At 41.4% G+C, this 26,408-nt stretch carries 23 protein-coding genes and 3 pseudogenes; 4 read left to right on the top strand and 22 right to left on the bottom strand.

All coding sequences use genetic code 11. The annotated features are described in order from the left end of the window. Nucleotides 1-171 precede the first annotated feature (171 nt). Nucleotides 172-1,455, top strand: coding sequence for an HlyC/CorC family transporter (locus NCY30_RS02780; RefSeq protein WP_055303863.1), 1,284 nt, complete (start codon nt 172-174; stop codon nt 1,453-1,455). A 24-nt stretch (nt 1,456-1,479) separates the two neighbouring features. Here NCY30_RS02780 and NCY30_RS02785 read toward each other — a convergent pair whose 3' ends face one another. The 7 genes and pseudogenes from NCY30_RS02785 to NCY30_RS02815 form a co-directional block, all read right to left on the bottom strand. After that, nucleotides 1,480-2,181: a sigma-70 domain-containing protein gene (locus NCY30_RS02785; RefSeq protein WP_055303862.1), complete on the bottom strand. Its 702-nt coding sequence runs from the start codon at nt 2,179-2,181 to the stop codon at nt 1,480-1,482. Between the two features lie 203 nt (nt 2,182-2,384). Beyond that, nucleotides 2,385-2,642 carry a hypothetical protein gene (locus tag NCY30_RS02790; protein WP_173732837.1) on the bottom strand — a complete coding sequence of 86 codons (258 nt, stop codon included), beginning with the start codon at nt 2,640-2,642 and terminating at the stop codon, nt 2,385-2,387. A gap of 115 nt (nt 2,643-2,757) precedes the next feature. Beyond that, entirely contained in the window at nt 2,758-3,531 is a 774-nt protein-coding gene (locus NCY30_RS02795) for an N-acetylmuramoyl-L-alanine amidase (RefSeq protein WP_006428173.1), read from the bottom strand. A 112-nt stretch (nt 3,532-3,643) separates the two neighbouring features. Further along, nucleotides 3,644-3,757, bottom strand: a pseudogene (locus tag NCY30_RS15300) (FAD-linked oxidase C-terminal domain-containing protein); the annotation flags it as partial. Nucleotides 3,758-3,787: 30 nt separating this feature from the next. After that, nucleotides 3,788-4,489, bottom strand: a complete 702-nt coding sequence (locus NCY30_RS02805) for a FadR/GntR family transcriptional regulator (protein ID WP_161170077.1) — start codon at nt 4,487-4,489, stop codon at nt 3,788-3,790. A 14-nt stretch (nt 4,490-4,503) separates the two neighbouring features. After that, nucleotides 4,504-5,019 (bottom strand): DeoR/GlpR family DNA-binding transcription regulator, encoded by a 516-nt coding sequence (locus tag NCY30_RS02810; RefSeq protein ID WP_161170076.1) that lies wholly within the window; start codon nt 5,017-5,019, stop codon nt 4,504-4,506. A gap of 94 nt (nt 5,020-5,113) precedes the next feature. Next, nucleotides 5,114-5,650 carry a YcxB family protein gene (locus tag NCY30_RS02815; RefSeq protein WP_173732838.1) on the bottom strand — a complete coding sequence of 179 codons (537 nt, stop codon included), beginning with the start codon at nt 5,648-5,650 and terminating at the stop codon, nt 5,114-5,116. Between the two features lie 65 nt (nt 5,651-5,715). Here NCY30_RS02815 and NCY30_RS02820 point away from each other — a divergent pair. Continuing rightward, nucleotides 5,716-5,865, top strand: a pseudogene (locus tag NCY30_RS02820) (RpiB/LacA/LacB family sugar-phosphate isomerase); the annotation flags it as partial. Between the two features lie 184 nt (nt 5,866-6,049). Here NCY30_RS02820 and rpiB read toward each other — a convergent pair. Further along, nucleotides 6,050-6,502 (bottom strand): ribose 5-phosphate isomerase B, encoded by a 453-nt coding sequence (gene rpiB / locus NCY30_RS02825; RefSeq protein WP_022415704.1) that lies wholly within the window; start codon nt 6,500-6,502, stop codon nt 6,050-6,052. A gap of 105 nt (nt 6,503-6,607) precedes the next feature. Between rpiB and NCY30_RS02830 the strand changes: the two genes are divergently transcribed. After that, nucleotides 6,608-7,399: a Cof-type HAD-IIB family hydrolase gene (locus tag NCY30_RS02830; RefSeq protein WP_055303852.1), complete on the top strand. Its 792-nt coding sequence runs from the start codon at nt 6,608-6,610 to the stop codon at nt 7,397-7,399. A 221-nt stretch (nt 7,400-7,620) separates the two neighbouring features. Here the strand turns inward: NCY30_RS02830 and NCY30_RS02835 are convergent, their stop codons facing one another. The 7 genes from NCY30_RS02835 to NCY30_RS02865 all read right to left on the bottom strand — a co-directional run bounded on the left by NCY30_RS02835 (nt 7,621) and on the right by NCY30_RS02865 (nt 16,376). Continuing rightward, nucleotides 7,621-8,250 (bottom strand): YesL family protein, encoded by a 630-nt coding sequence (locus NCY30_RS02835; protein ID WP_006428162.1) that lies wholly within the window; start codon nt 8,248-8,250, stop codon nt 7,621-7,623. Nucleotides 8,251-8,263: 13 nt separating this feature from the next. Beyond that, nucleotides 8,264-9,778, bottom strand: coding sequence for an arabinosylfuranosidase ArfA (gene arfA / locus NCY30_RS02840; protein WP_006428161.1), 1,515 nt, complete (start codon nt 9,776-9,778; stop codon nt 8,264-8,266). Nucleotides 9,779-9,804: 26 nt separating this feature from the next. Further along, nucleotides 9,805-10,653, bottom strand: a complete 849-nt coding sequence (locus NCY30_RS02845) for a carbohydrate ABC transporter permease (RefSeq protein ID WP_006428160.1) — start codon at nt 10,651-10,653, stop codon at nt 9,805-9,807. Between the two features lies 1 nt (nt 10,654). Then, nucleotides 10,655-11,539, bottom strand: coding sequence for a carbohydrate ABC transporter permease (locus NCY30_RS02850; RefSeq protein WP_055303851.1), 885 nt, complete (start codon nt 11,537-11,539; stop codon nt 10,655-10,657). A 96-nt stretch (nt 11,540-11,635) separates the two neighbouring features. After that, nucleotides 11,636-13,006, bottom strand: a complete 1,371-nt coding sequence (locus NCY30_RS02855) for an ABC transporter substrate-binding protein (protein ID WP_055303850.1) — start codon at nt 13,004-13,006, stop codon at nt 11,636-11,638. Nucleotides 13,007-13,072: 66 nt separating this feature from the next. Continuing rightward, nucleotides 13,073-15,022, bottom strand: coding sequence for a glycoside hydrolase family 127 protein (locus tag NCY30_RS02860; protein WP_022415710.1), 1,950 nt, complete (start codon nt 15,020-15,022; stop codon nt 13,073-13,075). A 307-nt stretch (nt 15,023-15,329) separates the two neighbouring features. Next, nucleotides 15,330-16,376, bottom strand: coding sequence for a LacI family DNA-binding transcriptional regulator (locus tag NCY30_RS02865; protein ID WP_022415711.1), 1,047 nt, complete (start codon nt 16,374-16,376; stop codon nt 15,330-15,332). A gap of 163 nt (nt 16,377-16,539) precedes the next feature. Between NCY30_RS02865 and NCY30_RS02870 the strand changes: the two genes are divergently transcribed. Beyond that, complete coding sequence (locus tag NCY30_RS02870; protein ID WP_022415712.1) at nt 16,540-18,006, top strand: family 43 glycosylhydrolase; 1,467 nt, start codon at nt 16,540-16,542, stop codon at nt 18,004-18,006. Here the strand turns inward: NCY30_RS02870 and uraA are convergent. The 7 genes and pseudogenes from uraA to tuf form a co-directional block, all read right to left on the bottom strand. Beyond that, nucleotides 17,984-19,243, bottom strand: coding sequence for a uracil permease (gene uraA / locus NCY30_RS02875; protein ID WP_006428154.1), 1,260 nt, complete (start codon nt 19,241-19,243; stop codon nt 17,984-17,986). The two genes, NCY30_RS02870 and uraA, sit on opposite strands and share 23 nt — an antisense overlap. 218 nt (nt 19,244-19,461) lie before the next feature. Further along, nucleotides 19,462-20,925 carry a xylulokinase gene (xylB, locus tag NCY30_RS02880; RefSeq protein ID WP_173784518.1) on the bottom strand — a complete coding sequence of 488 codons (1,464 nt, stop codon included), beginning with the start codon at nt 20,923-20,925 and terminating at the stop codon, nt 19,462-19,464. Between the two features lie 70 nt (nt 20,926-20,995). Further along, nucleotides 20,996-22,480, bottom strand: coding sequence for an L-fucose/L-arabinose isomerase family protein (locus NCY30_RS02885; RefSeq protein WP_022415714.1), 1,485 nt, complete (start codon nt 22,478-22,480; stop codon nt 20,996-20,998). 84 nt (nt 22,481-22,564) lie between these two features. Then, a pseudogene (locus NCY30_RS02890) lies at nt 22,565-23,069 on the bottom strand (DUF4867 family protein). 138 nt (nt 23,070-23,207) lie between these two features. Then, nucleotides 23,208-24,026, bottom strand: a complete 819-nt coding sequence (locus NCY30_RS02895) for an AraC family transcriptional regulator (RefSeq protein ID WP_173784498.1) — start codon at nt 24,024-24,026, stop codon at nt 23,208-23,210. A gap of 39 nt (nt 24,027-24,065) precedes the next feature. Beyond that, nucleotides 24,066-24,980, bottom strand: coding sequence for a carbohydrate kinase family protein (locus NCY30_RS02900; RefSeq protein ID WP_173784499.1), 915 nt, complete (start codon nt 24,978-24,980; stop codon nt 24,066-24,068). 216 nt (nt 24,981-25,196) lie between these two features. Next, nucleotides 25,197-26,390 carry an elongation factor Tu gene (gene tuf, locus NCY30_RS02905; protein WP_028087889.1) on the bottom strand — a complete coding sequence of 398 codons (1,194 nt, stop codon included), beginning with the start codon at nt 26,388-26,390 and terminating at the stop codon, nt 25,197-25,199. Between the last annotated feature and the right edge of the window lie 18 nt (nt 26,391-26,408).

Here is a 26,408-nt window from a genome sequence, read left to right on the forward strand (position 1 = left end):
TCCAACCATTATTATATCATACAGAATTTTCAGTCCAAAAAATTCCCACCCTCAAACAATAACTACATCTTACACTAAACGTATCGCAAATTCAACGTACACTTGCAAATTTGGCGTAAATGCTGTATATTAATGCCAAGTATTTATTTTTTAAAGGAGTGGATTTTACAATTGGACACGAGTGTCGCGATACAGCTCATTATTCTATTGATTTTACTGATACTTTCAGGATTTTTTTCATCTGCGGAGACAGCTCTTACGACGGTCAACCGGATGCGTATCCGTGGTCTTGCCGACGAGGGAAATAAAAAAGCGAAGACTGTCATGCACATCACAGATGACACCAGTAAAATGTTAAGTGCGATCCTGATCGGTAATAATGTGGTGAATCTTTCCGCCGCTTCCCTTACCACAACCCTTGCTTACAACCTTGGCGGTTCTATGGTAGCAGTGGCAAGTGCTGTTTTATCTGTACTTATTATTATCTTTGGGGAGATCACACCAAAGACGATGGCTACACTGCATGCAGAGAAGATGTCTCTTCGTTATGCTCCGGTCATCAATCTGTACATCAAGGTCATGACACCATTTGTATTTATTATCAACAAGCTTTCTGATATCATTCTGCGTGTCCTCCACATTGATCCAAATGCGAAGAATAACCAGATGACAGAATCTGAGCTTCGTACGATCGTAGACGTCAGCCATGAAAGCGGTGTCATCGAATCCGATGAAAAAGAGATGATCTATAACGTGTTCGATCTCGGCGACGCAAAAGCGAAAGATGTCATGGTACCGAGAGTCCATGTTACATTCGCCGATGTAAATGCTACTTACGAAGAATTGATCGACATTTTCCGCGAGGACAAATTCACACGTCTTCCGATTTTTGAAGATACAACAGACAACGTTGTCGGTACGATCAATATGAAAGACCTTCTCTTATATGATAAGGAAAAAGAGTTTCATATCCGCGACTTTATGCGTGAGGCCTATTTCACTTACGAATACAAGAACATTTCCGAATTACTTGTGGAGATGCGTCAGGCTTCTTTTAACATTGCCATCGTTCTGGATGAATACGGTGAGACTTCCGGTCTGATCACACTGGAGGATATTCTGGAAGAGATTGTCGGAGAAATTCATGATGAATATGATGAGAATGAAGAAGACTTCATAAAGCAGATCGGAGAGCGGGAATACATCGTAGAAGGCTCCACGAATCTGGATGACTTAAACGACAGGCTCGATCTTGACCTGACCTCAGAAGAGTATGATTCCGTCGGTGGATTCATTATCGAGCATCTGGACCGTCTTCCTGAGATCGGCGACGGCGTCACCACCGAAGACGGCATCCATCTGGTTGTAGAAAAATTAGATAAAAACAGAATCGAAAGCGTACATTTATATCTGCCGGAACCGAAACCGGAAGATGAAGAAGGAGACGAGGATTAACCCCGTCTCCTTTTTCATATCTCATTATTCTTCGTCTTTTACCTCTTCTCCGGCAAGTTTCAGAATATCTTCGATCTCATCCTCACTGATTCCGAGACGTTCTGCCACTTCGTCTACACTGACTTTCCGTCCGTACTCTTCTTTCATACTCTTAATTGCTTCATCAAGTTCTGTCACTTTTTCAACCATCTTGTGATCTCTTCTTTTCACCTCTGTCTGCGACTCCAGGGAAGCCATCATTCCGGCACGCACCTGCTCCAGAATCTCTTCTTCGTCTTTTTCCTTCGGAATCTCTTTCAATGCGACCATCAATGCTATATTTCCCTCCTGGATCATGTCACCGATAAACACTTCCGGATGATGCAATCTGACCGCTTCTTCCACTACTTTCGGCAGATAATAAGCCATACGTACTTCTTCCTGTGTCTCTTCTTTCATATCCCCGAGTCCGCGCAGATATTCTTCCACGTATTTCTGTTCTTCTGCACTTAATGGCTGTTTTTCTTCTTTCTCAGCCTCTTTTACCGTCCCTCCGGTCTGTTTGTATCCGACTACCGCCATCTTCATCGATAACAGATAATCACAGACCAGATTCATCTGTTCCTGCGAAAGTCCGTCTTCTTCAAAGTATTTTTCCACTTCCTCTACTGTGATCTTTCCATTCTGTCCTTCTGCCAGCGCCAGAATTCCCGCCAGTTTTTCTTTAAATTCCAATCTATCCGCCATATTGATAATCCTCCGTCTCTCCTGATACTCTTATTTCTTCATCTTTTCTCAAAGTAATTCCATCATATTATGAAAATACTGCCATGTCAATCTGCTTTCCATTCCTCATCATACAGAAAACCTCTGTACACAAAAAGATCTACCCTACATTTTTTCTGTAAAGCAGATCTTTTTATTACATTATAATTATATATTTATTCTTATTATTCCATAGAATGATGTCTGTATAACTCATACAGATACAGGATTCCTCCGATTAATCCAACGATCAGACCGCCATAGATTCCCGCACACATAAGATTCGTCATGTTACCGCCAATCGAGAATCCAAGGAACTTACAAACCAGCATCCCTGCTCCCATTGTGATCAGCGTCCAGGCAATGATATTAATCACCAGAAATGCACTGACCGCTCCTTCTATTGTAAATTCTTTATTCAACATATTCCATAAACTTTTCATCTCAAAACGCCTCCCGTTTTCCTTGAATCTTCTCTCTATCTCATTTGCTGATTCAAGTATAAGAAGGCTATGTTAAATAGAATATCTCAGTAATGAAAAATCTATGTTAATTTTTTCATTGTACGATCAATGTCTGATATCCTGCCCGTTTCAGGCGCCGTTCCATCTGTACCGCATCATTCAGGTTGTCAAATTCACCCACATAGACTCTGTGATACGGACCGGACCGGTCAATGTACGCTGGATATTCCTGTTCCAGCAGCTCATTCAGCAGCCGGTTCGCATACCGCTGATTGCGAAACAGTCCCACCTGCACCCGGTACACCGGAACTTTTTCTTCCTGGATCAGGCCGTTACTTTCCAGTGTATCCAGAATTCCATCCGCGATTGCCTGTGCAATATCCTGGAAATTATCATCAAACAGCTGATTGTCTGTATCCGAATTGATGAATCCGACTTCTACCAGCACCGCCGGCATCTTTGTACGTTTCAAGACTACAAGATTCGGTCTTGCTTTCACCCCCAGATTCACAAACCCTACACCTTCCAGCTGCTCATTGATATTCTGTGCCATTTCATATTTTAACCCGGACAGATCATAGACCAGGCTTTCCACACCTTCCACTTCATTATCTACAGGAAACGAATTCCTGTGAATAGAAACAAAAAGATCAACTCCCGCATTATTTGCTTTCATCGCCTTCTCATAAGGTGTTTCATAGACATCTGTTGTCCGCGTATATTCTACATCCAGTCCTCTGTCCGACAGTATCTCTCCAATTGCCAGCACAAGTTTCAGGTTGTCATCTTTTTCCTGACGTCCTTCATAGACTGCTCCAGGATCTTTTGCACCGCCGTGTCCGGCATCCAACATGATCGAATACGCCATAGTTCCATTCCTTTCCTATTATAGATATGCAAAATAATAGCAGACAGGATATACTCCCATCTGCTATAAAATATGAAATTATATGTCAAAAGTTCTTCTATCTGACAGTAATTTATAACTGTGCAACTTTGTGTGGATTCAAAATATTCTTCGGATCAAACACCCTCTTAATTCCGTTCATCAATTCCAGGTTTTCTGTCGGAAGGGATTCTCTGAGATATGGCTTCTTGGCAAAGCCTCTTTCCTTTTATGCTCCCTATATTTTTCTATTTTCCCGCTCTTCCAGAATCTCATTGATCAGCATAAAGTGGCGTTTTAATGCTTCCTGACCTTTCTTTTCATCTTTCTCTTTCAGTGCTTCTATCAATTTTTTATGACATTCATTTAACAATTTTTTCCGTTCTTCCGTGCGCAGAATCGCTGCACGCATATCATGAATAAACGAATCTATAACGCCGGAACACGCTTCCAGAAAATCCAGTACCAGAATATTCCCCGAACTTTGTGCAAGCATAAAATGAAGCTTCTTATCCAGAGCCGCATTCTTTACATCATCGGTACTTTTATCCAGCTCTTTTACCAATGATTCCATTTCTTTTATCTGTTCGTCCGATGCATGTTCTATGGCAAGCGAAAATGCCAGGCATTCCAGTGCCTGACGAATCTGGCTGATCTGCTTATAATCGATCTGATCCATAGCGAACATCATTGTCATGGTCTCCGCAAGGCTCTTCTGGAACTCACATGTAATGTAATTTCCTGATCCCTGCTGTGAAGAGATCACTCCTGTCATATCCATGATACGAATTGCTTCCCGCACCGAATTACGACTCACATTCAGTCGTTCTGCAATGTCTCTCTCCGGCGGCAATTTTTCTCCCGGACGCAATTCTCCGTCCATGATCTTCTTTTTAAAATAATCTATGACACCTTTATAGGCTTTCTGCTGTCTTTCCATCCGTACCTCTCCTGTTACGCGATAACCAACGGTACATCCAGTTCTTTTGCCTTCTGGATATCCTCTTTTGATACTCCATCATCTGTAATAATCTTATCCACTTCATTCGTTGGACAGATTACAGACAAATAGCCTCCGCCAAACTTACTGCTGTCTGCCAGTACATATACTTTCTCTGCCGCCTTCATGATCGCCTTTTTCACTTCCATCTGTGGTGTGGCAATCGATAATTCCACATGTCCGACTCCCGCAAGTTCATTTCCCGCAATCAGAGAATTGGTTACAACTGCGATCCGCTTCTTCTGTGTAACATTCCGGTAGATCGTCTCTGCCGAATACTTCCGTTCCGTCTCTGTCTCGACCTTTACTGCTCCGCCATGGGTACGTTTCAACAACCCTTCTATATCCATCGCTTTGATGTCATTTCTTATCGTTACCTCTGAGCAGCCGAATTCTTTGCTCAGATCTGTAACTTTTACTCTTCCTTTTCTGTCAAGTTCTTTTAATATCTCATTTCTACGTTCTTCCATGGCAGCCTCCCCGCAACTATCCTCTTAATAAATCAGTTTACACTTTTTATATCAATTGTCAAGCATACAGACAGCTCCTTTTTGAGAACATTTGTTATCTCATTCTTACCTTACTCTGTCCTAACTGTGTTGCAATTGTTGTAAAAATCGGTACAAACTGATCTCCGAAATCTTCTTTTGGAAGTATCATCGCACATTCCGGTGCATAATAGATTCCAATTGTCTTTGGTGTAACTACCGCACGTTCGATCTGTTCCCACTCGTATGTCTTACTTTCTCCATTCTGCTCGAGTGTGATTCCTTTTTCGGAAAATGTATATTCTACCGGCGCGTTATATTCTCTGTTTACAACAACCTGTTTTTTTGCTCTCATCTTAAGCTGGAACGGTGTGCCGCCAAGGAATATTGCCGCTGCCACCAGATAAAGCACCGCTCCTATGCCACTCACTCTTCCGGTTGTATACGAGAAGATTCCCATAAATGCAACTGCAAGTCCCAGTATATTTACCAGAAATCCGCTGAATTTGGAATATGCGTGGAATAAAAGGAAGTCATACAATGCTTCTTTTGTCATATTCACCGTCATCTTATTCTCATTCACTACTTTTGTCTCTTTTTCTACCATGCTCATTTAACATTACCTCCTGTTGATTTTTATTTATCTCTTTTTTAGAAGCAGGTGTCATAGCTGAGTTCAACATCGCATGTATGGGAGCTTTCACAATCGGTAACAAATTAAGAGAAGAATTAACAGACGCTTTCCTGACAAACGAATTCGTTCCGGGATGCTCTTCTCAGCCAAAGGTAGATGCTTTCAGAGAGTACGAAGCAGCTCACCAGAAATAAGTTATAAAAGGTAATTTTAAAACAGATATTATCATTTTTTTCATTTCTCCAATATAATATGATATAAAAGGCGGCATGCAGATCACACAACCTCTGCGTGTCGTTTTTTGTCCTAAAAAAAGAGACCACCGTCAGCAGTCTCTTCCTCCATATCCATAATATATCTATATCTCAAAAATGTATTCTATAAATTATGATTTCTCTTTTCCACGTCCATGATCATGTCCACTCTTGTGGCATGTCTTCCGCCTTCAAACTTAGCATTCAGCCACTCATCCACGATGCATTTCGCAGTCTCGATACCGATCACACGTGCCCCGAATGCGATCACGTTCGCATCGTTGTGCTCTTTCGCCATTCTTGCTGTATATGGATCGCTGCACACTACTGCACGGATTCCATTTACTTTATTCGCTGCCAGTGAGATTCCGGCACCGGTTCCGCAGATTGCGATCCCCTGCTCTACTTCGCCGCTTGCCACTGCATTCCCGATCTTCTCACCGAATTCCGGATAATTACAGCTTTCATAAGAATCTGTTCCATAGTTCACGACTTCATGTCCCAGACTTTCCAGATATTCTACAATCTCATTTTTCATGTCTACTGCAGAATGATCATTTGCAATTCCAATCTTCATATTCCTGTTCCTACCTTTGTCTTTCATATTTTACTCATTTATATTATAATTAGTAGCGAAATAAATATCAATGTTTTCAGAAATGTTTTATATAAGGAGTTATTTATGGTTAAATTAATCGCCAGCGACCTTGATGGCACACTACTTCAAAATGGCGCACACGATGTCAATCCAATTGTGTTCGACCAGATCCGTACACTGAAAGAACATGGGATCATGTTCGCCGCTGCCAGCGGACGCCAGTACCTGAATCTTCGCAGACTGTTCACTCCGGTTCAGGACGATATTGCATACATCGCCGAAAACGGTTCTCTCTGTATATACAACGAAGAGACTATTTCCAAAGGAGTTATTGAGCAGGATCTTGCTTACCGTATCCTGGATGAAGTTGCAAAATATCCACAATACAACTGCATCATCTCCGGCGAACGTGTCTGCTACAGCACCTCGAAAAATCCGGAGTTCTATAATCACATGGTAAATGTCATCCAGAATAATATGAAATTCATCGATGACCCAAGAACTGAGATCCCGGAACCGATCCTTAAGATTGCAGTCTGCGATTACAGCGGAACCGATGCGTGTGAAAAACATCTAAAAGAAATGTTTTCATCTGACATCAAGGTTGTTACTTCCGGCAATCTCTGGGTAGACTTCATCTGCCCGACCGCCAACAAGGGAAGTGCATTAAAAGATCTGATCGATCATTTACATATTGAAGCAAAAGACTGTGTCGTATTCGGAGATCAGTATAACGATGTCGAAATGCTGCAGACCGCCGGTACAAGCTATGCCATGGCGAATGCTGCTCCCGGTATCGATAAATACGCAACCAATGTTACCGATTCTGTAGAAAAAATCCTGCAGCAGATTATTGACGAATTACCAGCCGTATAACACCACAGAACCGGACAGCTCTGCCGGAAGATTCGCAAGGAACCGCCCCTGACAGTTCCTGCAGGCGGCAACTTATCCTGCATACTTTGATCTCTGCAGAAAATGGGCAATATTACATACAAGCGGCAGCTTTGAATGAAGCAAATATAGCCGTATGTATATAATATTGCCCATTTTCCGTCCTCTTTCCGAGGATCTTATTGGAACACTACTAATACAATTTACTTTTCATATTTTTCAAAAATCCTGCACAGGAGAAACGCCTGTACATATGCCAGTACCGCAAATCCAAAGAACACCCATATAATACTTGCGATCACAAAGGATCTGGATGTGAACAATGTTAAGATGAGCGATCCGACACTTAAGCCTACGATCACGATCGTAGATGGAATATGCGCCGCCGCAAGAAGCAGTGCATTGCGCAGTGTTGCAAAGATTCCATTTTCAAATCTTGCAATATATGGAAACAGATACTGGAACATCAGCATCCACATTCCAAGGATCACTGCAAGTACAATACGCATAATACTGTACATACTTTCGCTGCCTCTTTTCAGAACTCCGATGATCCGGAAATCCACAAACAGCAGTATGGCAATGACAGCCATGACCAGCCAACAGATGGTTGCCGGTCTGAAGTTCCTCTTATAGGCTTTCCAGAATTCCTTCCACACCGACGGATCTTCACCTCTTGCCATCTTCATCGCCACCGCATACAGAGCACTTAAGGAAGTTCCGATGGTGATTACCGGAATACATCCGACCACAAAGATCATGTTCAGTATAATAATATCCCCCAGTCGTCCAAGCACTCTCATTACCGGACTGTCAATTGCCCAAAATTTCATATCTTAACCGCCTCTACTTACTTAATCTGATTACATTCCAAGATGCTTTTCCAAGAAGAGTTGTCATGATTCCACCATCCATCTTTGAACGATTTACTGTCTTTGGTACTACTTTTTCTTCGTAAGAACTATTTACCAGCTTCAGATCAGATTCTTCCATAACGATATGCTCTACCAGATGGAATCCTTCCATACCTCTTAAGTCTGTTGTCAGTTCAATATCATCTTCCAGTGTACGGTTAACAGCGAAGATTGTAAGCTCTTCTTTCTCTTCATTATACACTGCAACGCTTTCTACGTCAGTAACATTTTCATGTTTTGCTGTATCATGCTTTGTTGTCTGTACCAGAGGCATCAGTGCTACGCCACGGCCATACTTGGAAGCGTGAAGGAATGGATAGAAGATCGTCTGCTTCCATGCTGCTCCGCCGCCCTGATCTGTCATGATCGGTGCGATAACATTAACCAGCTGTGCCAGGCAGGCAATCTTTACTCTGTCTGCATGTTTTAACAATGTGATCAGCATCAGACCAACTGCCAGTGCATCCTCAAATGTGTAAATGTCTTCCAGCATCGGAGGTGCTACCTGCCATGGATGGTTCTGTGTGATGTCATCATCAGCTGCATTCGAATGGAACCATACATTCCACTCATCAAAACTGATATTGATATCTTTCTTACCACGTTTTTTCGCTTTTACATAATCACATGTTGCGACAACGGTACGGATGAATTCATCCATATCATCTGAGCATGCAAGGAAATCAGCAGTATCATTATCACGGTTTCCATAATACTGATGCATAGATACATAATCAACATAATCATATGTACTTTCCAGTGTTGTAGATTCCCATTTCGGGAATGTCGGCATATCAAGAGCAGAACTTCCGCAGGATACCAGCTCGATAGACGGATCGATCAGTTTCATTGCTTTTGCTGTCTCTTCTGCAAGACGTCCGTACTCTTCCATTGTCTTGTGTCCAAGCTGCCAAGGTCCATCCATCTCATTACCCAGGCACCATACTTTGATATTATGTGGATCTTTTACACCATGTTTGATACGAAGATCACTATATTTTGTTCCGCCCGGATGGTTGCAGTATTCCAGAAGATTGCAGGCATCTGCAATTCCTCTTGTACCAAGATTGACTGCCATCATCATGTTGGAATTTACTTTGTCTGTCCATTTTGCGAACTCATTTAATCCGATCTTATTCTCTTCCAGACTTCTCCATGCAAGTTCCAGACGTGCCGGACGCTCTTCTACAGGTCCAACACTGTCTTCCCAGAAGAAGTTAGATACAAAGTTTCCACCCGGATAACGGATGATCGGTACATCCAGTTCTTTTACCAAATCAATGACATCTTTACGGAATCCATCATCATCTGACAGAGGATTGCCCGGCTGATATAATCCATCATACACGGCACGTCCGAGATGCTCGATGAAAGAACCATAGATTCTTTCATCTACTTTGGAAATCTGGAAATCTTTATCAATAATCATCTTTGCTGTCTTACTCATTTTTCAACCTCCTATTATTACAATGATTACTCTTTTACCGCACCTGCTGTCATACCTTCGATGAAATACTGCTGGAAACATACAAACAGTATAAAGATAGGAATGATTGAGAAGAACGAACCTACAACCAGGAGTGAATAGTTATCTCCGTATGGGTTGATCAGGGTGTTCAGTCCAAGTGTCAGTGTGTATTTTTCTGAAGAACGGATTACCAGTAATGGCCACAGGTAGTTATTCCATGCATTCATACCATTTAAGATCGCCATAGCTGCAAATGCCGGTTTCATGATCGGCATGATCAGCTTGAAGAAGATACCATATTCTGTTGCTCCGTCGATTCGTCCTGCTTCCAGAAGTGACTTCGGAAGTCCCAGAAGATACTGTCTGAAGAAGAAGATTGTAGATGCATGTGCAACGAATGGTAATACAATTGCGATATAGTTATCCATCAGTCCCCATGTTGTCATCTGTTTGTACAGCGGAAGCATGATAACCTCCAGTGGAACAGATAAGATCAGGAGAACGATTACGAACATAAAGTTCTTCCCTTTGAATTCATAGGCTGCAAATCCGTATCCTACAAATGCACTTACAAGAAGTGTTGCCACTACTGTAACGACTGTAAGAGTGATACTGTTAAAGAACCATCTCCAGTAATCATGCTGGCCGGTAAACAGCAGTACATAGTTATCAAGACTCATACGGCTCCAGTCAATTCCAAGGTTCAGACCATACTGAAGAAGATCTCCGCCCGGTTTAAAGCTGGCAAGAAAGATTGTATAAATCGGAAGGATCACCAGGATAGCCAGGATCGAGAAGAAGACGATCATCAATATTGTACAAAGCCGGTCTTTATTTTTTCTCTTTTCGCCCATACTATCTTTCCTCCTTCTTGAATGTTCCTGTAGCTGCCAGCTGGATCATGTTGACGACCATAACGATGATCAGAAGTACAAGACCTACCGCGCAGGCATAACCCATCGCTCGTTTTTCAATTCCCTGCCTGTACAGATATCCGACGATCGTAAGTCCGATATTCTGCGGTGAGTTGTTACCTTTCCATAACATGTAACTTTCATTGAACATTGCAAGTCCTGCATAGATACTGATTGTTAACACATATACGGTTGTTGGTTTCAGAAGTGGAAGGGAAATCTTTGTAAACTGCTGCCACTTATTTGCTCCGTCGATAGAAGCCGCTTCATAAAGATCTGTTGAAATACTCTGTAATCCGGCAAGGAAGTACAGGATGTTAACACCTGTCCATCTCCAGCATGCCAGAAGTAACAGTGCAAAATAACCGGTCAGATCATTCTTTAACCATTTAATTGGTCCAAATCCGAACATTCCGATCACCTGGTTGGCAAGAGAAGTCTCCATCTCACCAAACATCAGACGGAAGATCGTACCTGCAACTACGACTGATGTAAGTGCCGGAAGGAAATAGATGGATTTGAAAAATCCAGGTTTCTTCATCAGCTTACTGTTCAGAAGTGTTGCAAAAAGCATCGGAAATGGGATCAGAAGTACCAGTGTTCCGATCATATAACGTGTACTGTTAAACAAAGCTTTTAAAAAGATCTTATCGGACAGAAGTCTCTTATAATTATCCAATCCAACCCATTTATCCTGTAATACATCCTGAAAACTTAAAAGGACTCCGTTCGCGATTGGAACTGCCCAGAAAAATATAACAGTGAGGACAAAAGGAAGGATAAACACATAAGGAGCTAATTTCTGAGAATAGAAAAATTTCTTCATGGTTTTATGTATCCTCCTTCTTAAAAAGAAGGGGATGCGGCAGTTTTTGCACGCAACCCCCTGATTATTACATTACTAATTTCTTATTTGCAAATCTTATTTGCCGCCGAATTCATTTTCAAGAGTTTCCTGAGACTGTTTCAGTGCATCTTTTACGTCCATTCCTTCTTCGAAAATGTTGTTCAGTGTTGTTGTGCAGAACTCGTTGTTGATAGATGGATATTTAGAACTTGTGTAAGAATTAAGTCCGCCAATGCTATCCTGGAGCTCTAACAGAGTGTCAAATGGTTTTGTCTTGAAGTATTTTACGAACTGGTTGTCCGGATTCTGTGTAAGGTCTGTGTCTGTCCATACAGATGTATTAACAGGGTCAAATCCTAATACATTCCAAACTTCTTTGTTAGCGTCTTCAGACAGTTTGATGTAAGCGAATACTTCAGCTGCAAGGTCTGCATTCTTAGAAGATTTTACAACTGCTGTACCGGTTCCACCACCACCGATTGTCTTAACTGCATCGTTGTCTCCAAATACCGGAGGAGCTGCGATTGCAATCTTTCCTTCAAGGTCAGACATGTAGTTTGTAAATCTTGATGTCTGCCAGAAAGGCATGATCTGTACTGCGAAGTTACCACTGTTGTATTCTGGATAAGCTTCTTCGTTATCCGGCTGTCCACCAGCTACTGTTGCAAGTGCGCCTGCATCCTGCATATCTTTGATGTACTGAAGTACTTCTACAACTTTATCATTTGTAAGGTCAAGGTTACCATCTTTGTCAATGTAATCAGTACCTTTCTGAGCTAACATAAGGTTAACCATCCACTGAGCTGTTGTCTCAGCACAAGCGAAGTTCTTACCTGTTTTCTCATGATATTTCACACCGGCTGCTTTGAAGTCATCCCATGTCTTAATTGTTGTGTAATCAATTCCTGCTTCTTTTAACAGATCATCATTGTAGAATGCAACTGTTGTACCAACGTGTGTTGGGAATCCGTAATATTTTCCATCTTTTCCGTAGATGTCAAGACGAGATTCAACTATGTTGTCTTTGTATGGTGCGATTGCATCTGTCAGATCCATAAGTCCGATCTTACCATTTGTGAATGAAGGGAATTTTCCAAGCTCGATATCAACTACATCCGGAGCTCCTTTTCCTGATTCCAGTGCAAGCGATAATTTGTTGTGCATATCATCGTACTGCATATTAGAAAGTACTAATTTAACCTTCTTATCCGGATGTTCCTCATTCCATTTCTTAGCCATCTCTGTGTAGAATTTCTGGTGTAACTCGATGAATGTCCAGACATTAATGGTTGTTGCATCCCCGTCAACCTTCATCTCTGTTGTTCCGCCCGACTCGCTCTTAGATGATTTCTTAGAATCACTCTTTTCACTTCCTGCGCTACATCCAAGCAGCATAGTTGCTGTCATAGCTACACAAAGAAGCACTGACACTACTTTCTTTTTCATAGATTTTCCTCCTTTTAGATATATATTTCTCTACAGGGTCTATGTTCCCTGACAGATTCAAAATAATTAAAACATTTCTTTCATCCATACCAGCATCTCACCTGTTTTACGGTTATCCCAGCAATGATATGGAATTGCTTTGAGTTCTATATCTTCGAATACCTGTTCTCTGGTATCATATAATGCACCATCCTGCCATGTATCCATGTTCAGTTTCTTTCCTGTGAACCGAATCGTCGTTACTCCTCCAAGAAGTTCGGATTCAAATGTTTCTTTCAGCTCCTGTTTCGTGTTAACGAAGATAGATGGAAGATTTTCCCCATTGTCTGTTTCTTCCAGACAATATACTAACGGTCCTTTTACCAGAGCAACTTTTCCTGCATCTTCTCTGACATTCGGATTCGCTCTTACGAATTTCGCGGGTACCTCAAAGTCAATCTCGATCTCTGTCTGTTCTTTGATGTCTTCTATTAAAAGATAAGACTGACTGATTCTGGCATTTCTTAGAATCTTACCATCTCTTTTGATCGTATAGGTCTTCACATAATCCGGTATTCTAAGTGCCAGTCTGTGTTCACCCTCTCCATCAGGAGTTATTGCCATCCGAATATGTCCTGTATTCGTCAGATCACTTTCTATCTGAATCTTTAATGCTCCTTCTTCCAGTTCGATCTGAGCTTCATTAGAAATGTATAAGTTCACATATGCTGTGTTCTTATCAGTGAAATATATGTACTGTCCCATGGACGCCAGTGTTCTCGCTATATTTGGCGGACAACACGCAACTCCAAACCATTTCTGTCTCACCGGTTTTACATGCTCTTTGGAAGTTCTGTCGATACAGTTATCCGGCCACACTTCCAAAGGATTTACATAGAAGAAACTCTTTCCATCCTGTGCTATTCCTGATAACAAGGTATTATAAAGCGCTCTTTCTACCACATCCATGTATGAAGCATCTTTTGTGATCTGTGCCATTCTTCTTCCGAAAAGAGCAAGTCCTATCGATGCACATGTTTCTGAATAATTACAGTTGTTCGGAAGATCATAGTCTGTTGTAAACCGTTCCAGAAGACCGGATGCTCCGATGCTTCCTGTAATATACATCTGACGTTTTGTCATGTCCTCCCATAATGTCTTGCAGGCATCTAACAATTCTTTATCCTTGTATTCATATGCCAGATCTGCCATTGCGCAATACATATATACGGCTCTTACTGCATGTCCTTCTGCCGTCTTCTGCTCTCTTACCGGCTCATGTGACTGTGAATATCTCGGATCATATCCGGCAAATTCCGGGAATATCTGTTTATATTCAGGTCTCTTTTCTTCTTCCAGGAAATAATTTTCTCCCACGCCTCTGGTATCAATAAAATACTTTGCTGTTTCCAGATATTTCTTTTCACCGGTTACATGATACAGACGGATAAGCGCAAGCTCGATTTCCTGATGTCCCGGATATCCATGGATCTGACCTTCATCCGGTCCGAATGTCTTGCAAATGAGATCTGCAAATTTCTTCATGATATCGAGAAACTCTGTTTTTCCGGTTGCTTTATAATACGCAACTGCTGCCTCCGTCATATGTCCTGCCGTATATAATTCATGTCCCTCTTTCAGATTTGTCCAACGTTTTGATGGATCCTTAATCGTAAAATAAGTATTCAGATATCCATCTTCACATTGGGCACGTCCTATAAGGTTAATCGTTTTATCCGCAAGATATGACAAATGTTCATCCGGCTCTGCTGCCAGTGAATAAGCTACCGCTTCCAGCCATTTCGCCACATCTGTATCCTGGAATACTGCCCCTTCAAAATCTCCGTCAGTTTCTCCCGCCGCAATCTTAAAGTTTTCAATACAATGACTTGTCTCCACATCCGGAAGTCTGTCATTTAAAATGTCCCACTGATACGGGATCAGTACATCTTTTACCAGATGTATATATCTGTTCCAGAACTGATCCGATATCTTGATCTTATTCAATGGTACTGTTTTCAGTTTCTTGTCATCCATAACCTTTTCCTCAGAACATTAACTCCGATTTCTTTTCCTTAATCGTTTAATATCCTTTTTTTACAATTTTCCTTTTTTCCCAATATACAATGCAAATTTCTTTTTACAGGTTTATATTTTTTTATCTTATTTACCTGTTTCTTTGTTTGATTAGATTATACGCTCACTTTTATGATAAGTGCAAGTAGAACTTAAACGTTTTATTTTGTGCAATATGCACAAACCTATTATAAAATAAGCAGTTACAGACATTTTTTTCTTCTGTAAGTGCTTATTTTTTTCTGATTTTCATTATTTATTGTTTTGATTATGAATTTTCTTTAAGATTTCTGACCGAACTACGCTCCAGCATATGACATCCTACACGATATATACCATCCGGTTCTTTCAGCTCTTTCTCCTCTACCATACGCATAATTACCTCGCTTGCCGTATAACCTATATCATGAAGTGGAAGAGATATCGTAGTAAGCGGCGGCTTATAATATCCTGAAAGTTCACGGTTATCATATCCGGTTACCGAGACCTCTTTTCCCGGAAGCATTCCTCTTTCTTCCATTCTGTCATACACTCCACCGGCCATAAGATCATTCATGCAGCAAATCGCTGTAACCCCCTGTTCCAACAGCTGATCCGTACCATTATAACCACTTTGTCTGGTCCAGTCCCCGTAATATACACTTTCGGGATTATACAGAATCTGATTCTCATAAAACGCCCTCTGCATACCCAGAAGTCTTTCCTGTGTATGAATACTATCCGGTTTTCCTGTTATAATTCCTATCTTCCTGTGGCCATTGTCGACCAGATGTTTGACAATCTGATGTGCCCCGTCTTCATCATTTACTACAATGGACGGGATATTTTTGTTTTGTGTATATCCGTATGCCATAACGGCCGGTACCGGAAGTTTTTCCAGAATACACTTCATTACACGTTCATGAGCAGTTACATATATAACTCCCTCAACCTGCCTTGCGATTAATTTATCAATTTCCTGCTCAACCCGGTCGTAATAATCATCTCTGTGATAATAAAAATCATTGTATTTTTTAAATAATCTCAGATTGATCAAAAGTATCTGATAATTATTTTCCTCACAATGTTCCGTAATTCCGTCTACAATATCCGGAATACTGAAGATCGTCATATCCTCGACAATTACCCCTATTGTCCTGGTATTCTTAGTCTTCAGATTTCTCGCCACAGTATTGGGCTTATAATTCAGCTCTTTTATCTTGGCCATCACAATTCTTCTGGTCTCATCACTGGCGCCAGGCTTGTGATTCAAGATATTTGATACTGTTGCGACAGAGACATTGCATTCTTTTGCAATCTCTTTAATCGTAACCATCTTTTTATTTCCCCTTTGCACATTTTTTTGGCTTAAAGCCACATATTCGTTACCCTTTCCTACTATCTTAGACTACTTTTTTCTGTCTTGTCAATCAATTAATTCTATGCTAAAATGAATCAAACCTTATTTTTCTAATAAATACAATGCCCAAGGAGGATTTATGAATCAATCACTTACACTTCCTATGGCAGATAAATTCTATCATGATAAGCAGACATCTGCTTTCATACGATCCGTGAATGTCTCATGGGAAAAACCAGAAAAAGACCATTATTATCTTGAATACAGCTATAATCAGAAGGACTGGTATGCACTTAACGGCGGGTTTCCGATTGTACTTCCCTGCGATGAACTTTCTGTTACTGACGCACTCAAAACCCAGGATTCTAATGGGGAAACAATCTCTGTTGCAGCCCTTAGTTCTTTACAGAATAAATATGGAAAGCCAGAACCAGTATGTATTCAGTTTGTAGAAAGATGCGAATCAGACCCGGAGACCGTACAGGTTACGTATACAAACGGAATGAAAGAAATCCGTAACATCATCCGAAGTGAAGATGGCATCGGACACATTCAGGATAATGATTATGCGGCACCGATCATCAGTCACCGCGCCGATCCTTACATTTATAAACATACCGACGGAAAGTATTATTTTCTTGGCTCTCATACAGATGCCGGGCACAACTTAAATGGTACCTATCAGTATCTTTACATCATTCTCCGCTGTGCCGATACACTCGAAGATCTGACTGATAATTCCGGACGTTACACAGAAAAAGTCATTTATGAAAGAGAGCCCATCGGTCCTGACCGTGTCAGTCCACACCTCTGGGCTCCTGAAATCCACTATATCCAGGGTGGCTGGTATGTATATTACACCACAACCGTTTCCGACCATTCTTCATGGCGGATCCGTCCACACTGCCTTGCCTGCACCGGCGACGATCCGATGAACGATCCTTGGATCACCAAGGGACCAATCCAGACAACTGTGGAAAATGATATTGCTTTTACCGACTTCTCTCTGGACCATACTTTCTTCCATCATAAAGGGGAGGATTATTTTGTATGGGCACAGAAAACGAATAATATTTCTGATATTTTTATTGCAAAATTATCCAATCCGTGGACGATTTGTACTCCATCTGTTCTTCTGACCCATCCTGAGTACAACTGGGAACTTCATGGATTTGCGGTAAATGAAGGACCTGCCGTTATCAAACATGGCGGCCGCATCTTCCTTACATTCTCTGCAAGTGGTACAGATGCACTTTATAATATGGGACTTTTATATGCAGATGAAGACTCTGATCTTCTGGATTCTTCTTCCTGGACCAAACTTCCTTATCCCGTATTCCAAAGCAGCCGTGCTACCGGATTCTTCGGACCAGGACACAACAGCTTTACCCGCTCCACTGACGACACAGAAGATCTTATGGTCTATCATGCACGTCAGGAAGAGCGTTACTTAGGTGAGGGTGATTATCAGCCGCTCTACGATGCCGGAAGAAATGCCTATATAGGAAAAGTCTTCTGGGACGAAGACGGCATGCCGAACTTCTCCGTTCCGGGCGCTTCACTCGCCATGAGAAAAGAAGACCTTACACTTCCCGATCATTGGTAAGCTTTAATTTATCTAAGATATAGAATATCAGGCTAAGTGCCATGGCAACAACACATGCCAGAACCATTCCGGTTAATGACACGGTTCCGATATTCACAGATATTCCAGACAGACCGGTTACAAATACGATGGATGTTAACATCAGGTTTCTGGATCTTCCGTAATCTACTCTGGAGTCTACCAGAATACGTAAACCAGAAGCACCGATCATACCATACAGAAGGAATGAGATTCCTCCGATAACCGGTCCCGGAATTGTCTGAATCATCATCGACAATTTTCCGACAAACGAACATATAATAGACAATATTGCAGCTCCTCCGATAACACGGACGCTGTATACTTTTGTTACAGCCATAACCCCGATATTCTCTCCGTATGTAGTAGTCGGCACTGATCCGATCAGACCTGACACCATTGTAGAAAAATTATCCCCGAATAAAGATCTGTGAAGTCCGGGATCTGTCAGAAGATCTCTTCCTATGATCTTACTCGTTACAACCTGATGCCCGATATGTTCCGATGTAATAACCAGAAGTACCGGCAAAATCATTAAAATTGCCCCCATATCAAACTTCGGCGCCTGAAAATTCGGGATTGCAAACCATGAAGCCTCTACTACCTGTGTAAAATCCAGGATTCCACAGGCAAGCGCTGTCAGATATCCTGCAATTACTGCAATCAAAATCGGAATTACCGACAAAAATCCTCTAAATAAAATATTTCCAAATACAGCAACACCCAATGTCACAGCAAATACGATCACATTCTTTGGATCAATCTTATCATCCAAAAGCCCGGCATTACTTGCAGCCGAACCAGACAATTCCAGACCTATCAATGCAACAACCGGTCCCATAGCCGCCGGCGGGAGTACGATATCAATCCACTTTGTTCCGCATTTGTAAATAATAAAGGACAGAATACATCCGCATAAACCGACCGCAACAAATCCTCCCAGTGCATACGGATATCCCATCTTACTGATAACAACACCTGCCGGTGCAAGAAATGCGAAGCTCGACCCCAAATATGCCGGTGACTTTGCTTTTGTCACTGCAATAAAAATCAGCGTTCCTACGCCGTTCATAAAAAGTACGATTGCCGGATTGATTCCAAAAATAAACGGAACCAGTACAGATGCCCCAAACATCGCAAACATATGCTGGATACTAAGCGGCAGCAATAGTTTCAATGGTACTTTTTCTTCTACCTGGATAATCTTATGACTTTCCATGTTTCATTTTTCTCCTCTTTTCTTCATTCATTTTGTGATCCATCTCAGAACTCCTTCAAACCGGCTTCTATATGAATTGCCTGATTTTTTCCTGGCCATTTTATATTGCCGTTTTTCAAAAAAGAGGTATGAGAATTACACATCTCATACCTCTTTATCTAAGATTTCACTCTTTAAATTATTCTAACATATCCGGCTTATCTGCGGAAGTAAAATTCTTATTTTTCATATAAGCATTTCACAGTTGGATAGATTTTTCTGAACTGCTGATAACGTTCTTCATATTTTGCTGTCAGCTCTTCATCCGGCTCCACGGTGTCTACTACTTTTACAATCTTCGCTGCCGCCGTCTCTACATCCGGATATTCACCACAGCCAACTGCTGCCAGCATTGCTCCGCCAAGTGCCGGTCCTTCTTCATTTTCAACTACATCAACCTTCAGGTTCATGATATTGGCAATCATTTTCTTCCAAAGTGGACTCTTGGCTCCGCCACCACAGATCTTGGTTCTCTCGATCTTAATTCCAAGGCTCCTTGCAACTTCCAGAGAATCACGAAGTCCAAACGCTACACCTTCCAGCACCGCCTGAGTCATATCTTCACGGGTCGTATCCATTGACATTCCGATAAACATCGCTCTTGCATCCGGATTATTATGTGGTGATCTTTCCCCCATCAGATATGGAAGATAGAATACACGATTCTCGCCAAGATTTGTAATTCCGGCCTGTTCTGCAGCAAAATCCTTTGTCTTTAAAATCTCTTCATTCCACCATTTATTACATGATGCCGCACTTAACATACATCCCATCAGATGATAATGACCATCTGCATGTGCAAATGAATGCAGTGCATTATTCTCATCTACCCCAAACTTGTTGCTTGATATAAAGATAGTTCCGGATGTTCCGAGGGAAATGTTACACATTCCGTCTCCTACTGTCCCTGTTCCTACCGCTGCTGCTGCATTATCTCCAGCTCCTGCAATTACTTTTACATTCTCTGAAAATCCAAGTTCATCTGCAATTTCTTTTTTCAGAGTTCCAACTACTTCATAACTTTCATATAATTTTGGCAGTTTATCTTCTGTAATTCCACAGATAGCCATCATCTCTTTTGACCAACAGCGATTCTTCACATCCATAAGCAGCATTCCCGATGCATCCGATACATCAGTACAGAACGATCCTGAAAGTTTATATGCCAAATAATCTTTCGGCAGCATAATCTTTGCGATCTTTTCAAAATTCTCCGGCTCATGCTTTTTCATCCAGAGGATCTTCGGTGCAGTAAATCCTGCAAACGCAATATTTGCCGTATATTCTGATAACTTATCTTTTCCGATCACTTCATTCAGGTACTCTGTCTCTTCCCCTGTTCTTCCATCATTCCAGAGAATTGCCGGACGAATAACATTATCATCTTTATCCAGAGCAATCAGACCATGCATCTGGCCTCCAAAGCTGATTCCTGCTACCTGTGACTTATCACACTCGGCAGTCAGTTCTTTGATCCCTTCCATTGATTTTTCAAACCAATCTTCCGGTTTCTGCTCTGACCATCCCGGATGTGGGAAGAAGAGCGGATATTCTTTCGAAACAATCTTTTTAATATCTCCTGTCTCATCCATCACCAGAAGTTTTACTGCTGATGTTCCAAGATCTACGCCTATGTATAACATCATTTACCTCCATAATCACTTTTGGGACTGAAAAATTCAGTCCCATCTATTACTTATTACCTGTCCGTTATTATCCCCATGGATTCTCTGTCGGATATTTTACCCCTGCCGGCTGGTTATAACCAATCTCATCTACCGGAACTCCGATATATTTGAATACTTCAAACAGTTCTTTTCCGAAATGTCCAAATGCAACAGCTCCGTGATGTGGGAATCCTTTTTCTACCAGTACGTGACGATAGAATCTTCCCATCTCTGGAATTGCGAATACACCGATTGCACCGAATGATCTTGTCGCTACCGGAAGAACTTCTCCCTGTGCAACGTATGCACGGAGTTTGTTGTCTGCTGTGCTCTGCAGACGATAGAATGTAATATCTCCAGGCACGATATCTCCTTCCAGAGTTCCCTGTGTAACTTCTTCCGGAAGAGTTCTTGCCATGATCTTCTGGTATTTCATCTCGCAGAATGAAAGCTTGCTTGATGCAGTATTTCCACAGTGGAATCCCATGAATGTGTCTTTCTGTGTATAGTTGTATTTTCCTTCAATATCGTTCTTGTACATATCTTTAGGTACAGAGTTGTTGATGTCGAGTAATGTTACTGTATCCTGACTTACAACAGTTCCGATGAACTCACTTAATGTTCCGTAGATATCAACCTCGCAAGATACAGGAATTCCCTGTGCTGTCAGACGGCTGTTCACATAACATGGCACAAATCCGAACTGTGTCTGGAATGCAGGCCAGCATTTGCTTGTGAGTGCTACGTATTTGCGATATCCTTTGTGTTCTTCTACCCAGTCTTTTAATGTAATTTCATACTGTGCAAGTTTTGGAAGAATCTCCGGTTTCTTATTTCCGGCTCCAAGTTCTTCTTCCATTTCTTTTACGATTGCAGGAATTCTTTCATCTCCGGCATGCTTATTAAATGCCTCGAAAAGATCCAGCTCAGAGTTTTCTTCAATCTCTACTCCGATATTGTAAAGCTGCTTGATTGGTGCATTACATGCAAGGAAGTTCATCGGTCTTGGTCCGAAACTGATGATCTTCAAATTCTGAAGTCCTACAACAGCTCTTGCAATTGGAAGGAACTCATGGATCATATCTGCACACTCTTTGGCATCTCCAACCGGATATTCCGGGATATATGCTTTGATGTTACGAAGCTGTAAATTATAGCTTGCATTTAACATTCCGCAATATGCATCTCCACGTCCATCTAATAAGTTATCTCCGCTTTCTTCAGCTGCTGCTACGAACATCTTCGGTCCATCAAAATGTTTTGCAAGTAATGTCTCAGAAATCTCTGGTCCGAAGTTTCCAAGATATACGCAGAGTGCATTACATCCTGCTTTCTTGATATCTTCCAGTGCCTGTACCATGTGGATTTCGCTTTCTACAATACAAATCGGACATTCATAGATCCCTTCTGTTCCGTATTTTTCTGTGTATGCTTTCATCAGATTCTTTCTTCTGTTAACAGAAAGACTTTCCGGGAAACAATCTCTGCTGACTGCTACTACTCCAATTTTTACTTCTGGCATATTGTTCATTGTGTGATTCCTCCTAAATATTTTATTTATAATTATTCTAACGGGTTTTCGTCCCGCTTTATTTCATCTGTAATACTTTTGCCGTTACACTGTTACATTGACTCCGCAAAGGCCGTTAAATGCGCCTTCGATCTCAGCTTCCTCATGTGCGATCAGCCATTTATTCTTTGCGGTAAGTAATCCATCTTCCGGCATCTTTCCTTCTGCTTTTTTGGCTTCCTCAATTGTCTTTTTCTGCACTTCTGTCAGTTCTGTATTCGTATCTTTCGGAAGTACAGCATCCAAGCAAAAGAATCAGATCATCTACGGCAATATCAAGCTCTGAGGAGCGGTGATATTCTACTGCATTTAATTTTTTATTATTACCGTTGCAGTATCCGATCTGGATCTCCAGTCCGCCGTAAGCACGTTCTTTCATCTCATCTGCAATCTTCAGACCTTCCAGTTCTTCAATCGATAGTTCATAGATTACTTCATCCAGTGGAAGTGGTGCATGCTCCATTGCTTTCAGAAGATCGGTCATATCATATCCTTCCAGAACTTTTCCGTAGGTCTTAAATTCTGCATCTGTTACTTTCAGAATCTCCATTTGCTGTGCATTTGTCGTTCTCTTATTTACAATGTCATTATATCAACCTGATTTTGTACTTACCACCTATAAATTAACCTGATTATGGCGATTTCTTATCTTTTTTCTGTCATTACAACTTACACCACTAAAATACCTTTAATTCTTTTTCCGATATTCACTCGGCAATACTCCATACTGCTCCTTGAATACCCTCGCAAATGCCTTACTTCCCGCAAATCCATTTTTTTCCGCAACCATACCGATCGAAAGATCCGTATTCATCAGATCATTATACGCATGCCGGAGTCTCAGATCGTCCAGATAGGTTTTATAACTCATCTGTGCATATTTCCGGAACATACGTGATAAATACGTCGGAGAATAATTAAATGTCCTTGCAATGCTTTCCAGCGAAAGTTCCTTGCTATAATTTTGTTTCATATAATCCGTAATTGTTGACAACTTATTTAATTTTTTATTTGCACGTATCTTTTCCGCATCCAGATCCGTCTTGCGGTACTTACTTACCAACAGATACAGCAGACGGTAATACAGACTCTGAACCTTATATTCATATCCACTCTTCTTCTCCGCATATACATGATACATTTCTTCAAACAGACCCATCACCTCTTCATCCTGGATCCTGGAACTGTGAGAAAAATATATGAATCCGTCGTCTGTATAATATCTTTCGAATGTCGCAACCGGTATTTGTATGACCAGCGTTTTATTCTTTTTGGGCGCATAGATGGAATGCAATTCATTTGAATTCACAAGCATAAATTCTCCCGGGTGAAGCGGATATCTCTTGTCATTCAGATAAAATTCCATCTCCCCATCAAATACTGCAAATATTTCTATTGATCTGTGCCAGTGTTTCTGGCGGATATATCCTCCTTGACTTCCCTCAAATATGAACATTTTAAATGGGAGATCATCGTTGGGCACAATGATCTCATGTGAATATTCCATACCCTTTTACTCCATATCATCATTTATTCATTTCAATTCTCAGAGTCCACCATTCAGCCATGCAGTCGCTCCGATATGCTGAACCGCCTCTGCGCCATAACGGTTTCCCTCTTTCGCACATCTTTTCACACCTTTTCCATCCAACAGTGCATTCAGAAATCCCGCCGCAAAGCTGTCTCCGGCTCCAGTTGTATCAATACAATTTACATTCTCTTCCGCAGCTATCCAACACTTTTCCACATCTGTCCGAATGTAACATCCCCGCTTTCCACATTTTATGATCACATTTCCCACACCTGTGGATTTTATGCATTCTGCTGCTTCTTCGACCGATTCCGTTTCCGTCAGAAGCATCGCCTCTTCATCATTTGGAAACAGATAATCAATATACGAAAAAGCTTCCGCCATATCTTCCAGCGTCTCGCCCTTTTTACGCTTTGTCATATCCGCACAGACAATTTTCCCCTGCATTTTTGCCTGTGAGAATATTTGCACTAATTTATCAGGACCAATCTTCGGAAATACAAATATGCTTGCAAAGCATACGATCTTTACACTCTCAGGAAATGGCATCTGGATATGTTCTACTTTCAGGCTTCGAAGTGTACCATGCGGATTCGTCAAGAAACTTCTTGTTCCATCTTGCTCCACAAGAACAATATTCATACCTGTCTTTTCATCTTTTTTGATGCACGCATCCCGTACCATGATTCCTGCATCATCGCAATGAGCCTGTATGAATTTTCCTGCATCATCCTGACCTATCACTGTTTCCAACTGAACTCTCCGCCCTTTTTTGGCAAGTATAGTGGCTTCATTTAATGCATCTGCCCCTGTCGTCATATGTATATCTTCTGTCGAATACGATCCCGTTTCAAATACTTTCACGTTTACAGGATATGCCAGAACATCAATAATTGCTGCTCCTATAATTACTATTTCCGGATTTTGCATACTGCTCTCCTCTTAATTTAATTTTATTTTATATTTTTAAGTATACATAACTGGATTATTTTCTTCAAGATTATTATATCCATCTGTCGAACTTTCGCTGATCGTTTCTTTCTTAAGCCCAACAAGTTCTCTTGTATACTTTGGTATAACAAAAACCCCAGAGGTTTTAGCCTCTGGGGTATATATTTGAGTTAATATTCTGATAACAGATTATAATTACTCGATGATTGTAGCAACACGACCTGATCCTACAGTACGTCCACCTTCACGGATAGCGAAACGAAGTCCCTGCTCCATAGCAACTGGGTGAATCAGTTCGATTGTCATTTCTACGTTGTCACCAGGCATGCACATTTCAACACCTTCTGGAAGTTCGCAAACACCTGTAACGTCTGTTGTTCTGAAGTAGAACTGTGGACGATAGTTGTTGAAGAATGGAGTATGACGTCCACCTTCATCTTTTGTCAGAACGTAAACCTGAGCTGTGAATTTGTGATGGCATGTTACTGAACCTGGTTTACAAAGAACCTGTCCTCTTTCGATTTCTGTTCTCTGGATACCACGAAGAAGAGCACCGATGTTGTCACCAGCCTGAGCTTCATCAAGAAGTTTACGGAACATTTCAACACCTGTTACAACTGTCTTCTTAGTCTCTTCGTGAATACCAACGATTTCTACTTCGTCAGATACATGAAGAACACCACGCTCTACTCTACCTGTAGCAACTGTACCACGTCCTGTGATAGAGAATACGTCCTCTACTGGCATAAGGAATGGCTTATCTGTATCACGCTCTGGATCTGGGATATAAGAATCTACAGCATCCATGAGTTCCATGATCTTGTCTCCCCACTCTGAGTTAGGATCTTCAAGAGCTTTAAGAGCTGATCCCTGGATGATTGGAGTATCATCTCCTGGGAATTCATACTCGTCAAGGAGTTCACGGATTTCCATTTCTACTAATTCAAGAAGTTCGTCATCGTCAACCATATCACATTTGTTCATGAATACAACGATGTAAGGAACACCTACCTGACGAGAAAGCAGGATGTGCTCTCTTGTCTGAGCCATAACACCATCAGTAGCAGCTACAACAAGGATAGCTCCATCCATCTGAGCAGCTCCTGTGATCATGTTCTTTACGTAGTCAGCATGTCCTGGGCAGTCAACGTGTGCATAGTGACGTTTCTCTGTCTGGTACTCAACGTGAGCTGTAGAAATTGTGATACCACGTTCTCTCTCTTCTGGAGCTTTATCGATATCTTCAAAGTTCTCTGCTGTGTTTCCTGGTACTCTTGCTGCAAGTGTCTTTGTGATAGCAGCTGTAAGAGTTGTTTTACCGTGGTCAACGTGACCGATAGTACCGATATTACAATGCGGTTTTGTTCTTTCAAATTTAGCTTTAGCCATTTTGAATATCCTCCTTAA

It is taken from the genome of Dorea sp. MB18-49 (assembly GCF_023669465.1).
Classification (GTDB): domain Bacteria; phylum Bacillota; class Clostridia; order Lachnospirales; family Lachnospiraceae; genus Dorea_A; species Dorea_A longicatena.

Excerpts from the sequence above, each read along its gene's own strand:
- NCY30_RS02785 (WP_055303862.1), bottom strand. The coding sequence starts at position 2,181 with ATGGCGGATAGATTGGAATTTAAAGAAAAACTGGCGGGAATTCTGGCG.
- NCY30_RS02790 (WP_173732837.1), bottom strand. The coding sequence starts at position 2,642 with ATGAAAAGTTTATGGAATATGTTGAATAAAGAATTTACAATAGAAGGA.
- NCY30_RS02795 (WP_006428173.1), bottom strand. The coding sequence starts at position 3,531 with ATGGCGTATTCGATCATGTTGGATGCCGGACACGGCGGTGCAAAAGAT.
- NCY30_RS02805 (WP_161170077.1), bottom strand. The coding sequence starts at position 4,489 with ATGGAAAGACAGCAGAAAGCCTATAAAGGTGTCATAGATTATTTTAAA.
- NCY30_RS02810 (WP_161170076.1), bottom strand. The coding sequence starts at position 5,019 with ATGGAAGAACGTAGAAATGAGATATTAAAAGAACTTGACAGAAAAGGA.
- NCY30_RS02815 (WP_173732838.1), bottom strand. The coding sequence starts at position 5,650 with ATGAGCATGGTAGAAAAAGAGACAAAAGTAGTGAATGAGAATAAGATG.
- rpiB (WP_022415704.1), bottom strand. The coding sequence starts at position 6,502 with ATGAAGATTGGAATTGCAAATGATCATTCTGCAGTAGACATGAAAAAT.
- NCY30_RS02830 (WP_055303852.1), top strand. The coding sequence starts at position 6,608 with ATGGTTAAATTAATCGCCAGCGACCTTGATGGCACACTACTTCAAAAT.
- NCY30_RS02835 (WP_006428162.1), bottom strand. The coding sequence starts at position 8,250 with ATGAAATTTTGGGCAATTGACAGTCCGGTAATGAGAGTGCTTGGACGA.
- arfA (WP_006428161.1), bottom strand. The coding sequence starts at position 9,778 with ATGAGTAAGACAGCAAAGATGATTATTGATAAAGATTTCCAGATTTCC.
- NCY30_RS02845 (WP_006428160.1), bottom strand. The coding sequence starts at position 10,653 with ATGGGCGAAAAGAGAAAAAATAAAGACCGGCTTTGTACAATATTGATG.
- NCY30_RS02850 (WP_055303851.1), bottom strand. The coding sequence starts at position 11,539 with ATGAAGAAATTTTTCTATTCTCAGAAATTAGCTCCTTATGTGTTTATC.
- NCY30_RS02855 (WP_055303850.1), bottom strand. The coding sequence starts at position 13,006 with ATGAAAAAGAAAGTAGTGTCAGTGCTTCTTTGTGTAGCTATGACAGCA.
- NCY30_RS02860 (WP_022415710.1), bottom strand. The coding sequence starts at position 15,022 with ATGGATGACAAGAAACTGAAAACAGTACCATTGAATAAGATCAAGATA.
- NCY30_RS02865 (WP_022415711.1), bottom strand. The coding sequence starts at position 16,376 with ATGGTTACGATTAAAGAGATTGCAAAAGAATGCAATGTCTCTGTCGCA.
- NCY30_RS02870 (WP_022415712.1), top strand. The coding sequence starts at position 16,540 with ATGAATCAATCACTTACACTTCCTATGGCAGATAAATTCTATCATGAT.
- uraA (WP_006428154.1), bottom strand. The coding sequence starts at position 19,243 with ATGGAAAGTCATAAGATTATCCAGGTAGAAGAAAAAGTACCATTGAAA.
- xylB (WP_173784518.1), bottom strand. The coding sequence starts at position 20,925 with ATGTTATACATAGGCGTAGATCTTGGAACATCAGCAGTAAAACTTCTG.
- NCY30_RS02885 (WP_022415714.1), bottom strand. The coding sequence starts at position 22,480 with ATGAACAATATGCCAGAAGTAAAAATTGGAGTAGTAGCAGTCAGCAGA.
- NCY30_RS02895 (WP_173784498.1), bottom strand. The coding sequence starts at position 24,026 with ATGGAATATTCACATGAGATCATTGTGCCCAACGATGATCTCCCATTT.
- NCY30_RS02900 (WP_173784499.1), bottom strand. The coding sequence starts at position 24,980 with ATGCAAAATCCGGAAATAGTAATTATAGGAGCAGCAATTATTGATGTT.
- tuf (WP_028087889.1), bottom strand. The coding sequence starts at position 26,390 with ATGGCTAAAGCTAAATTTGAAAGAACAAAACCGCATTGTAATATCGGT.